The 11,482-nt window shown below is 70.2% G+C and carries 7 protein-coding genes; 6 read left to right on the forward strand and 1 reads right to left on the reverse strand.

Annotation, left to right across the window (positions count from 1 at the left end; translation table 11 throughout):
• Positions 1-194 precede the first annotated feature (194 nt).
• The 4 genes from J2853_RS04580 to J2853_RS04595 all read left to right on the forward strand — a co-directional run bounded on the left by J2853_RS04580 (position 195) and on the right by J2853_RS04595 (position 8,464).
• On the forward strand, positions 195-3,179 hold the full coding sequence (locus J2853_RS04580; RefSeq protein WP_307555279.1) for an AfsR/SARP family transcriptional regulator: 2,985 nt from the start codon (positions 195-197) through the stop codon (positions 3,177-3,179).
• Positions 3,180-3,423: 244 nt separating this feature from the next.
• On the forward strand, positions 3,424-3,762 hold the full coding sequence (locus tag J2853_RS04585; protein ID WP_307555281.1) for a hydroxyisourate hydrolase: 339 nt from the start codon (positions 3,424-3,426) through the stop codon (positions 3,760-3,762).
• 11 nt (positions 3,763-3,773) lie between these two features.
• Entirely contained in the window at positions 3,774-5,477 is a 1,704-nt protein-coding gene (gene leuA / locus J2853_RS04590) for a 2-isopropylmalate synthase (protein WP_307555283.1), read from the forward strand.
• A 197-nt stretch (positions 5,478-5,674) separates the two neighbouring features.
• Complete coding sequence (locus J2853_RS04595; protein WP_307555284.1) at positions 5,675-8,464, forward strand: helix-turn-helix transcriptional regulator; 2,790 nt, start codon at positions 5,675-5,677, stop codon at positions 8,462-8,464.
• A 64-nt stretch (positions 8,465-8,528) separates the two neighbouring features.
• On the opposite strand, the gene metF is transcribed toward J2853_RS04595, so the two are convergent.
• Entirely contained in the window at positions 8,529-9,467 is a 939-nt protein-coding gene (metF, locus tag J2853_RS04600) for a methylenetetrahydrofolate reductase [NAD(P)H] (RefSeq protein WP_307555286.1), read from the reverse strand.
• 322 nt (positions 9,468-9,789) lie between these two features.
• On the opposite strand from metF, the gene J2853_RS04605 reads away from it, so the two are divergent.
• Positions 9,790-10,722 (forward strand): ABC transporter ATP-binding protein, encoded by a 933-nt coding sequence (locus J2853_RS04605; RefSeq protein ID WP_307555288.1) that lies wholly within the window; start codon positions 9,790-9,792, stop codon positions 10,720-10,722.
• A complete protein-coding gene (locus tag J2853_RS04610; RefSeq protein WP_307555291.1) occupies positions 10,706-11,479 on the forward strand; it encodes an ABC transporter permease in 774 nt (257 codons plus the stop codon). Before J2853_RS04605 ends, J2853_RS04610 begins: the two co-directional genes overlap by 17 nt.
• The last annotated feature ends 3 nt before the right edge of the window (positions 11,480-11,482 follow it).

The raw sequence follows: 11,482 nt of genomic DNA on the forward strand, positions 1-11,482 counted from the left end.
TCCGGGAAGAAGGCCGGTTTCCAGCGGTGGCAGGAATACGGACGAGGAAGTAGTATTCCCACGAAAGTTACAAAAGCCTTTGGGGACAACGCTGGCATCAACGGGGCATGCGAGTGGAATTTTGCATTCTGGGTTCTCTGGAGGTCGTTTTAGACGGCCGAAGGCTGGACCTCGGGGGAACCAGGCAACAGACCGTGCTCGCCGTGCTTCTGCTGGAGGCGGGCCGGTCTGTCACCATTGGCAGACTCATGGAGGCGATCTACGGCGACGAGCCGCCGATGACCTCCCGAGCCCAGATCCAGATCTGCATCTCCGCGCTGCGGCGTCTGTTCGCCGCCCACGGCAGCCCCGACATCATCTCCACCCAGTCCCAGGCGTACGCCGTCCACGTCCCCGACGGCCGGTTCGACTCCCGTCGCTTCGAGAGCCTCGTCCTGCAGGCGAAACAGGCTCGTAAGGAGCACAGGACCGACGAGGCCATCGCGCGCTACCGCGAGGCGCTCGCCCTGTGGCGCGGCCCGGCGCTGGAGGGCATGGAGAGCAGGCTCGTGCAGTCGGCGGCGAGCAGGCTGGACGAGGACCGGATCTCGGCGAACGAGGACTGCATCAAGCTGGAGCTGGACCTCGGCCGCCATCACGAGCTGGTCGGTGAGCTCACCGCGCTGGTGGGGGAGCATCCGCTCCGTGAACGCCTGCGCGGTCAGCTCATGCTCGCGCTGTACCGCTCGGGCCGGCAGGCGGAGGCACTGCGGGCGTACCGGCGGGCCAGGCAGACCATGATCGAGGAGTTGGGGATCGAGCCCAACGAGCGGCTCCAGCAGCTCGAACACGCGATTCTCACCTCGGATCCGAGCCTGGACCTGCCGGTCGCGTCGGTCCTGCTCACCCCCGAACCCCAGGCCGTCGTGCCCCGCCTGCTGCCCACCGACATCGCCGACTTCACCGGGCGGACGAAGCAGGTCGACGAGATCCTGGAACGGTTGATAGCCGCCGCCGGGGTCCGCTCGGGGTTCGCGGTGCCGATCGTCGCGCTCGTCGGCAAGCCCGGGATCGGGAAGAGCACCATCGCCGTCCACGTGTCGCACCGCGTCGCCGAGCACTATCCCGACGGCCAGCTCTTCGCCGACCTGCACGCCGGCGCCTCCCGACCGGTCAGCCCGATGCAGGTGCTCGAACGGTTCCTGCGCGCCCTGGGGATCACCGGCACCGCGCTGCCCGACGGCCTGGAGGAGCGGGCGGAGATGTACCGCGCCCTGCTCGCCGACCGCAAAATGCTGATCGTGCTGGACGACGTGGGCGCCGAGGGCCAGGTCCTGCCCCTCCTTCCCGGCAGCTCGGACTCCGCCGTGATCATCAGCAGCCGCAGCCGGCTCGCCGGACTGCCCGGCGCGATCCACATCGACGTGGACATCTTCGACTCGGCGCAGTCGCTCAGCCTGCTCTCCCGCATCGCCGGCGTCGAGCGCGTGCAGTCGGAGCCGGAGGCCGCGGTGGCGCTGGCCGAGCTCTGCGGCCAGCTCCCGCTGGCGCTCCGCATCGCGGGCGCGCGGCTCTCCGCCCGGCCGCACTGGAGCGTCGGGCAGCTCGTGGAACGGCTGGAGGACGAGACCCGCAGGCTGGACGAGCTCAAGCACGGCGAGATGGGCATCAGGGCCAGCATCTCGCTGACCTACGAGAGCGTCAGCGAGCGGGCCAGATGCCTGTTCCGCAGGCTGGCGATCCTGGACTCGCAGATCTTCTCCGCCTGGCTCGGCGCGGCACTCCTGGACCGGCCGATCAGCGAGGGCCAGGACCTGCTGGACGACCTGGCCGACGCCCAGCTCATCGAGACGACGGGCACCGGGCGCGGGACGCACACCCAGTACCGCTTCCACGACCTCATCAGGGTCTTCGCCAGGGAGCGCCTGGCGGCCGAGGAGCCGGCCGCCGAGCGCGGCGCGGCGCTGTCCAGGGTTCTCGGCGGGCTGCTCTCCCTGGTGGAGGCCGCCTGCCGCCGCGAGTACGAGGACCGCATGATGGTCCCCGGCGCCACCGCCACGTGGTCGCTGCCGAAGGCGCTGGTCGACCGGCTGGTCGCGGTGCCGCTCGTCTGGTTCGAACGCGAGCGCTCGATCCTCGTCTCCGGCATCAGGCAGGCGGCACAGGCGGGTCTCGTGGAGATCTGCTGGAGCCTGGCCATCGGCGCGGCGACCTTCTTCCAGTCGCGGGTCTACTTCGACGACTGGCGGGAGACGCAGAGGATCGCGCTGGCCGCGGCCCGCCAGGCAGGGGACAGGCGGGGCCAGGCGGTCATGCTCTACTCGGCGGGCTCGCTCGCCAGCGCCGAGCAGCGCTTCGACGACGCGCGTCACGACTTCGAGACCGCGATCAGGCTGTTCACGGAGATCGGCGACGAGCGGGGCCTCGGCTCGGTGATGGCCAACAGGGGGCACCTGGACCTGGTGACGGGCAGGTTCGAGGCCGCGGCCGCGCACTTCGAGCGGGCGCTGGAGCTGTCGCGCGGCTCGGGGTCGCCGAGCACGACGATCTACGTGCTGCACAACCTGGCGCAGGCCAGGCTGGAATGCGACGACCCCGAGGACGCCAGGCGGCTGCTGTCCGAGGCCATGGAGCTGGTCAGGGGCGGCGTGGGGAGAAGGCTGGAGGGCCAGGTGCTGTACCGCCTGGGCCAGGCCCACCTGCAGGGGGAGGAACCGCGTCTGGCCGTGGAGGTGCTCGCCGAGGCGCTGACCGCCGTCCAGGAGGTCGGCGACCCCACGGGGGAGGCCTACATCCTGCACAGCATGGGCCTGGCCAGGCTGTCCCTCGGCGAGCTCGCCGAGGCGGGCGGCACGCTGCGGCACGCGCTGCTGCTGGCCAACACCTCCAGCGAGCGGCTCGCCAAGGGCCGGGTCCTGGCCGGCCTGGCCGAGCTGGCCCTGGCCGAGAAGAACCCGGCCGAGGCCGTGGCCTGCTTCGAGCAGGCCCTGGCCCTGTTCGGCACGATGAGCGTTCCGCTCGACGAGGCGCGCGCTCTCAGCCTGCTCGGTGACGCGCACGCGGCCCTGGGGAACACCGCCGAGGCGCACGAGGCGCTCGCCAGGGCGCTCGCGGTGACCCAGAAGATCGACACCGTGGTGGCCCAGCGCATGCGCGCCCGGCTCGCCGAGCGGATGCACGCCGGAGAGCCCGCCCCCTGACGCGGAGCCGGGTCCTTCCCCGGTCGGTGAGCGGCGCCCGTACGGTACGCCCCCCTCCCGCTTGAGCTCGCGATAGTGGGTGGAAGGCGGACCGATAGCGGTCTGGGCGACTCTGGGCGCAGGCCGATACGTGTGGATGGGAAGCCGTGATGTGGAGCGCCCTGTGCGGCGAGCACCTGCCGTTGGTCCCGGATGTGTTGGCAGGAGTCCGTCGCGACGGGCGTAGCAGATGGGTGTACCGGAGATGAGCATCACCGCGGAGGCGTTGGACGGGGTTTACGGACGATCGGCATCCGGTCTCCGGGCGAGCCTGGAACACGCGATGGACGGTTGCTGGCTGCCACTCGCCAGCGCGGAGACCGACGCGGACGGCCGCATCAGCGAGTGGGCCGGTCTGGGCCTGGACCGCGGGCTCTACCGCATCGTGTTCGACAGCGACCAGTATTTCGTCGGACTCGGCGTCATCGCCGCATACCCCGGGATATCGGTCATGTTCAGAATGCAGGACGAGACGGATGTGTGCAAAGTCCAGGTCCTGATCGCTCCTCATTCCTATTCGACCTATTTCGGCACCGGTAGTTGAGGGAGAGCATGATGAAGACGACCCGACGACCTTCCGACCGCTACACGGCGTCCCAGCCGGTCAGCCTCCCCGACCGGACCTGGCCGGGCAACACGGTCACCACCGCGCCCCGCTGGCTCTCCACCGACCTGCGCGACGGGAACCAGTCACTGGTCAACCCGATGAACCCCGAGCGCAAGCTGGCGATGTTCGACCTGCTGGTGGGCATGGGCTACAAGGAGATCGAGGTCGGCTTCCCCGTCGCCAGCCAGGACGACCACGACTTCCTGCGCCTGCTCATCGAGAGGGACCTGATCCCCGACGACGTGCGGATCTCGGTGCTGACCCAGGCGCGCGACGAGCTGATCCACCGTACGGTCGAAAGCCTGGAGGGCGCGGCCCGCGCCACCGTCCACATCTACAACGCGACCTCCCCGATGTTCCGGCGGATGGTCTTCGGCATGACCAGGGACGAGTGCAAGGACATGGCCGTGCAGGCCACCCGGCTGCTGATGAAGTACGCGGAGAAGACGCTCGGCGCCTGTGACTTCGGCTACCAGTACTCACCCGAGCTGTTCAACGACACCGAGCTCGACTTCTCCCTGGAGGTCTGCGAGGCGGTCATGGACGTCTGGGAGCCCGGTCCCGGGCGCGGCATCATCCTCAACTTCCCCACCACGGTCGAACGCTCCATGCCCAACGTGTTCGCCGACCAGATCGAGTGGCTGGACAGGAACCTGACCAGGCGTGAGCACGTGTGCCTGTCGATCCACCCGCACAACGACAGGGGAACGGGCGTGGCCACCGCCGAGCTGGCGATGCTGGCCGGGGCCGAGCGCATCGAGGGATGCCTGTTCGGCAACGGCGAGCGGGCGGGCAACGTCGACCTCGTCACCCTCGGCCTGAACCTGCTGACCCAGGGCGTCGACCCCGGCATCGACTTCTCCGACATCAACACGATCAGGCGCACGGTGGAGTACTGCAACGAGATCCCCGTGCACCCGCGCCACCCCTACGGCGGCGACCTCGTCTACACCGCCTTCTCCGGCTCCCACCAGGACGCCATCAAGAAGGGGTTCGACACCCTGGAGCGCGAGGCCCGGCTGAGCGGGGCGGAGGTGCGCGACCTGCCGTGGGCCATGCCGTACCTGCCGCTCGACCCCGAGGACGTGGGCAGGACCTACGAGGCGATCGTGCGGATCAACAGCCAGTCGGGCAAGGGCGGCGTGGCCTACGTCATGGACGCCTGGCACGGTCTGCACCTGCCGCGCCCGCTGCAGGTGGAGTTCGCCAGGGCGGTCCAGGCGGACGCCGACGCGGCCGGCGGAGAGATCACACCGGGGCGGGTCAGGGAACTGTTCGACAGGGAGTACCTCTCCGAGCCCTGCCTGACGATGCCGATGGCCATGGACAGGGAGCCGGTGACGGTCGAGCTCTACATCGACGGGCTCAGGTTCGACGTCGGCGGCCGTCGCGCCGACTCCATGCAGAGCATGGCGGCGACGCTGGCCCCCTGGGGGATCGACGTGCGCGTCGTGCACCGGGTCGGCTTCGCCGACCCCGCCGAGAAGGTGACGGTCTACGCCGAGTGCCGGGTGCGCGGCCGGCTGCTCTGGGGTGTCGGCATCGACGCCGACGTCGAGGCCGCCGCGTTCGCCGCGGTCCGCTCGGCGGTCATCCGGGGGGTCGACGAGAAGGAGATCGTGCGGCCGCCCGTGCCGATAGCGGCTCGATAACGACCAGAAACCACGACGGTCTAGCGTCCCCTTCATCAGAGGCGATCGTGAGCGTCAGGGGGCGTCATGCGACGAATCAGAATCGACATCAGAAGACCGAGACCGGTGAGACGCGAACTCCCGGACCTCCGTACCCCGTCCGGCCGGACATTGCGGTTCTCGTGAGAGAAACCAACCAGACTCAAGGGAGGCTGAAAATGGGACTGTTCGAACGTGACGAGGCACTGGCCTCCCTTGAGGGGCTGCTCGCCGACGCCGCCAACGGCCGGGGGAGGGTGGCGCTGGTCAGCGGCACCGTCGCCACCGGCAAGAGCGAACTGCTGCTCACCCTGACCGAGAAGGCCATCGACCTGGGCGCGCTGGCCATCACCGCGACCGGGTCCAGGGCGGAACGCGATCTGCCGCTCGGGGTGCTGAGCCAGCTCATCCACGACGCGCCGCTCCCGGCGGAGGAACGCGAGCGCGCGCTGGACCTGCTGCACGAGGGCGCCGCCGCGGCGATGTCGTCGGAGCGGCACGAGGAGACGCTGGAGCACATGGACGCGCAGATCGTGCACACGCTCTGCACGGTGCTGCTGGAGCTGTCCGAGCGCTACCCGCTGCTGATCGTCGTGGACGACGTGCAGCACGCCGACAGGGCGTCCCTGATCTGCCTGGCCTACCTGTGCAGGCGGGTGCGTTTCGCCAGGGTGGTCGCGCTGTTCGGCCACGCCGATCACGGGCGCTACGCCGAGACCTCCTTCCAGACCGAGCTGCTGCGCCAGCCGCACTGCCGCAGGATCCAGCTTCCCCTGCTGTCCAGGAGCGGCGTGCTGGAGCTGGCCGCCGAGCGGCTCGGGCGCGAGAGCGCCGACCGCTTCGCCGCCGAGTGGTTCCTGCTCAGCGGCGGCAACCCGCTGCTGGTGGTGGCGCTCACCGAGGACCACGAGGACGCGGAGAGGGCGGCGGGGGAGCCCCCGGCGAGCGTGGTCGTCGGCGACAGGTACGGCCAGGCCGTCCTGTCCTGCCTGCACAGGGCCGGTCCGCGGATGCTCCACGTGGCCAGAGGTCTCGCGGTGCTGGGCGAGCGGGCCGCCCTCGACCGGCTGCTGGACCTCAGCCCGGGAGAGGTGGCCCAGGCCGTTCACGCCCTGACCGTCACCGGGCTGCTCACCCGCGAGGGGTTCCGCCACGAGACCGCCCGCGTCGCCGTACTGGCCGAGATCGCGCCCGAGCAGCGCGCCGAGCTGTTCCACCGGGCGGCCGAACTGGCCCACAACGGCGGCGCCCCCGCGGCCGTGGTCGCCGAATACCTGCTGCACGCCGGGCAGACGACCGCGCCCTGGGTCGTCCCCGTCCTGGAGTCCGCGGCCAGGCAGGCGCTGCGCGAGGGACTCGTCGAGCCGGCCGTCGCCTATCTGAAGCTCGCCTGGCGCGCCTGCACCGACGAGCAGCAGCGCGTCAAGATCACTACGGCGCTGGTGCGCGCGGAATGGCGCATCAACCCCAGCGCGTCCACCGGCCACTTCCCCGAGCTGACCGACGCGATGCACCGTGGCATCCTGCGCGGCTACGGCGCCGTGGTGCTGGCCAAGGCGCTGCTGTGGCACGGCAGGTTCGACGACGCGCAGGAGGTGCTCGACCACGTCGGCGACTCCGGCACCGATCTGGACCAGGAGGCGCTGGCCGAGCTGCTCGCCACCCGCTCCTGGCTGCGCTCGGCCTACCCGTCCTTCCTGGCGCATCTGCGCCGCACGAAGGGCGACCACGGCAGGGTGACGATCTCCTCGGTGTCGGCCAACCGGCGCAGGGAGGCCGCGTCCGCGCTGGCGACCGTGCTCACCCGCGGTCCCGACGAGGACCTGATGTCCGCGGTCGAGCGGATCCTGCGCAGCTCCAAGCTGGACGAGACCTCGCTCGACACCGTGGAGAGCGCGGTGCTCGCGCTCACCTACGGCGGCTCGGCCGACACCGCGGCGCCGTGGTGCGATCTGTTCATCGAGGAGGCCGTCACGCGCCGCGCGCCCAGCCGGCAGGCCAGGCTCGCCGCGGTCCGCGCCGAGATCGCCATCCGCCAGGGCGACATGCCCGGCGCCGAGCGGCACGCGCGGCTCGCCCTGGAGATCATGCCGCACACCAGCTGGGGCGTGGCCGTGGGCGGCCCGCTGAGCACACTGGTGCTCGCGGCCACGGCGATGGGCAAGTTCGCCGACGTCAACGACTACCTGGACCAGCCGGTCCCCGACGCCATGTTCCAGACCAGGTACGGCCTGCACTACCTGCACGCTCGCGGCCGCTACAGCCTGGCCACCGACCACCTGCGGCCGGCCCTGAGCGACTTCGAGCTCTGCGGACGGCTCATGGAACAGTGGGAGCTCGACGTGCCGGGGCTCATCCCCTGGCGCACCGACGCGGCCGAGGTCTGCCTGCGCATGGGCAGGCCGGGCCAGGCCCGCAAGCTGATCGACGAGCAGCTCGCCAGGTGCGGCTCGAACGCGCCGCGCGTCCACGGCATCGCCATGCGGCTCCTGGCCGCCACGAGCGAGCTGCGGCACCGCCCCATGCTGCTGCGGAAGGCCGCCGACCTGCTGCAGTCGTCGGGCAGCGACCGCTACGAGCTGGCCAGGGCGCTCTTCGACCTCACCGAGGCCTACCACGCGCTCGGGGAGTACCGGCGGGCCGGGATGATCGGCCGCAGGGCGAGCGCCGTCGCCCAGGAGTGCGAGGCGAACTCGCTGATCAGGGCGCTGTCGCGGGGGACGGCGGTCGAGGAGGCTCACGGTAAGGCCGTGGAGGGGCAGGAGGTGACGGCGATACTCAGCGAGGCCGAGCGCCGCGTCGCCGCGCTGGCCGCCGTCGGCTACACCAACCGTGAGATCGCCAGCAAGCTCTACGTCACCGTGAGCACCGTCGAGCAGCACCTCACGCACAGCTACCGCAAGCTCAACATCACCCGCAGAGCCGACCTGCCGGCCAGTGTCGAGCTCACCAACTCCGTCATCGCCTGAGCCCGTGGGCGTGTCACCGGCCCGGACGACGGGCTCCTTCGAGCCGGCGACACCGCCCGCGCGGCTACCCGCGGGCAACGGGTACGTCCAGGGGGGCGGGCCCTTCCGGCAGCCCCAGGTTCCGGTAGATGTCCAGGACGACCGGCGCCCGGTTCAGGGTGATGAAGTGCAGCCCGGGGGCGCCTTCGGCGAGGAGGCGCTCGCCCATCCGGGTGGCGTGGTCGATCCCGAGGTCGCGCATCGCGGCGGGGTCGTGGGCGGCCGCCCGGACGCGGGCCATCAGGGCCTCGGGGAGGGTGGCGTTGCTGAGGATCGCGAACCGCTCGATCTGGGCGGCGTTGGTCACCGGCATGATCTCGGGGATGATCTTCACGTCGCAGCCGGCGGCGGCGACCCGGTCGCGAAGGCGCAGGTAGTCGTCCACGTCGAAGAACATCTGGGTGATCGCGTAGTCCGCGCCCGCCCGGCATTTGGCCACGAAGTAGCGGATCTCGCTCTCCCAGTCGGGGGAGCGGGGGTGCTTCTCCGGGAACGCGGCGACGCCGACGGTGAAGTCGCCGCGGTCGCGGATCAGGTGGACCAGGTCCTCGGCGTAGGCGACGCCGTCGGGGTGCTTGACCCACTCCGCCCGAGGGTCGCCCGGCGGGTCGCCGCGCAGTGCGAGCACGTCCCGGATGCCCGCCTCCCGGTAGCGGTCCAGGATCAGCCGCAGCTCCTGGACCGAGTGGCCGACCGTGGTGAGGTGGGCCACCGGCGTCAGGGTGGCCATCCCGGCGATGGCCGCGACCAGCTCGACCGTGCGGTCGCGCGTCGACCCGCCGGCCCCGTAGGTGATGGAGACGAAACTGGGGCGCACGGCCTCGATCTGCCGTACGCACGCCCAGAGCCGCTCCAGAGCGGCGTCGTCCTTCGGCGGGAAGAACTCGAACGAGTAGGTGGGCCGGCCGGAGGCCAGTGCCTCCCGTACCGTGGCCGGTCGCCGGCCGAGCGTCGTGGTGAACATGAAACAAACGTACAGAGCGATTTCCGGAAAGGTAACCGGTAGTTTCACGGTGCATTCAATAGGGGTCCGGCTGGGGTTTCCCGGTTCCGGTCGGCCCAATTATCCTCGAAATGGCAGTTTGTGAGGAATCGGCTCAGCGGCCAAGTGATCTCCTGCTCTCCGTACCGTGCCCCACCGCGTCAAGGGCCATCATGCGAGGAGTGGCCCATCACGGCTCTTGACGTTTACCGGGATTTTCTCTCACAGAATAAGGGCTGCCTAGGGGAAGGCGAGCTCCACTCGGAAAAATATGCTTGCCCTGTTTGACACGGAGGTGAATGAGTTGCTTGAGATCACAGGACTCGAGAAGCGTTATGGTGACAAGGGCGTGCTGCGCGGCGTCGATCTCACCGTACTGCCGGGGCAGGTACTCGGCCTGCTGGGGGCGAACGGCGCGGGGAAGACGACGCTGGTGTCGATCGCCGCGGGGCTCAGATCGGCCGACGGCGGCACCGTCAAGGTCGCCGGGATCGACGTGGCGCGCCACCCGGGACAGGCCCAGACCCACATGGGCATCGCGCCGCAGGAGCTCGGGATCTACCCGACCCTCACCGTCGCGGCCAACATCTCGCTCTTCGCCCAGCTCGCGGGGCTGAAGGGCCAGGCCGCACAGGCCAGGGTGGAGGAGGTCGCCCACCTGCTCGGGCTGCACGACCGGCTCGGCACCAAGGCCGAGGTGCTCTCCGGCGGGCAGAAGCGCCGGCTGCACACCGGGATGGCGATCGTGCACCGCCCGGACGTGCTCTTCCTCGACGAGCCGACCGTCGGCGCCGACGTCCAGTCCAGGACGGGCATCCTGGAGGTCGTGCGCGAGCTGGCCGCCTCCGGCAGCGCCATCGTCTACACCACCCACTACCTGACCGAGCTCGAACAGCTCGGCGCCGACATCGCCGTCCTGCACGAGGGCCGGATCGTGGCCGGCGGCACCATCGACGAGCTGGTGCAGCGATACGCCACCTCGTCGGTGCTGCTGCGGTTCGAGGGCGAGGCCCCGGCCGCCCCCTCGCCGGCCTGGCAGTCGGAGGGCCAGACGCTGGTCTCCACACTCGCCGCGGCCAACCCCGGACCGGCGATCGCGCAGGTGCTCGCGGAGCTCGGACCCGACGCCAACCGGCTGAACGGCATCGACCTGCAGCGGGCCAGCCTGGAATCCGCCTACGTCGCCATCACCGGCGGCTTCCCCCAGAAGGAGGCGCTCGATGTTGTCGCGGCGTAGCCTAGTGATCGCCCGATCGGGCCTCAAACTGGTCCTCACCGACCCGGCACCCATCGTCACGACCATCGTGATGCCGCTGCTGCTGGGCGCCTTCCTCATCCCCAGCGCCCGCGCCGCCCTGCAACTGCGCGGGTTCAAGGACGCCACCGGCGCCGAGTACGTCATCCCCGGCATGGCGGTCCTGTTCGCGTTCTTCGGCATCACGATGATCGGGACGCTGTTCTTCCGCGAGCACGCCTGGGGCACCTGGGACCGGCTCCGCGCCAGCTCCGCGTCGACCGCCGACCTGCTCGTCGGCAAGCTCGCCCCGCTCTACCTGTGCTACCTGGTGCAGATGGCGGTCCTGTTCGGGCTCGGCTACGTGATCTTCGGGTTCCACGCCAACGGCTCCCTCGTCGGGCTCGCCCTGCTGGTGCTCCTGCTCGTCCTGGTGCTCGTCTCGTTCGGCGCCATGCTGGTGGCGGTGTTCTCCACCATGGACCAGGCGCTGACGATCGGCAGCCTGGCCGGCATGATCATGTCCGGTCTCGGCGGCGCGCTGACCCCGGCCAGCACGCTCCCCGGCTGGTCCCAGGGAATCGCGCACTTCATGCCGCCCTACTGGGCGCTCGAAGGGCTGAGGAAGGTCACCCTCGAACACGCCACGTTGCGGACCATCTCCTCGAACCTGGCCGTGCTGGGCATTTTCGCGGTCGGTTTCGGTCTGGTCGCGGCGCTGAAGTTCAACGCCAGCGACGCGAAAGTGGGAAATACTTGATTT

Origin of the sequence: Streptosporangium lutulentum (assembly GCF_030811455.1) — a bacterium.
GTDB lineage: Bacteria > Actinomycetota > Actinomycetes > Streptosporangiales > Streptosporangiaceae > Streptosporangium > Streptosporangium lutulentum.

Excerpts from the sequence above, each read along its gene's own strand:
- J2853_RS04585 (WP_307555281.1), top strand. The coding sequence starts at position 3,424 with ATGAGCATCACCGCGGAGGCGTTGGACGGGGTTTACGGACGATCGGCA.
- leuA (WP_307555283.1), top strand. The coding sequence starts at position 3,774 with ATGAAGACGACCCGACGACCTTCCGACCGCTACACGGCGTCCCAGCCG.
- J2853_RS04595 (WP_307555284.1), top strand. The coding sequence starts at position 5,675 with ATGGGACTGTTCGAACGTGACGAGGCACTGGCCTCCCTTGAGGGGCTG.
- metF (WP_307555286.1), bottom strand. The coding sequence starts at position 9,467 with ATGTTCACCACGACGCTCGGCCGGCGACCGGCCACGGTACGGGAGGCA.
- J2853_RS04610 (WP_307555291.1), top strand. The coding sequence starts at position 10,706 with ATGTTGTCGCGGCGTAGCCTAGTGATCGCCCGATCGGGCCTCAAACTG.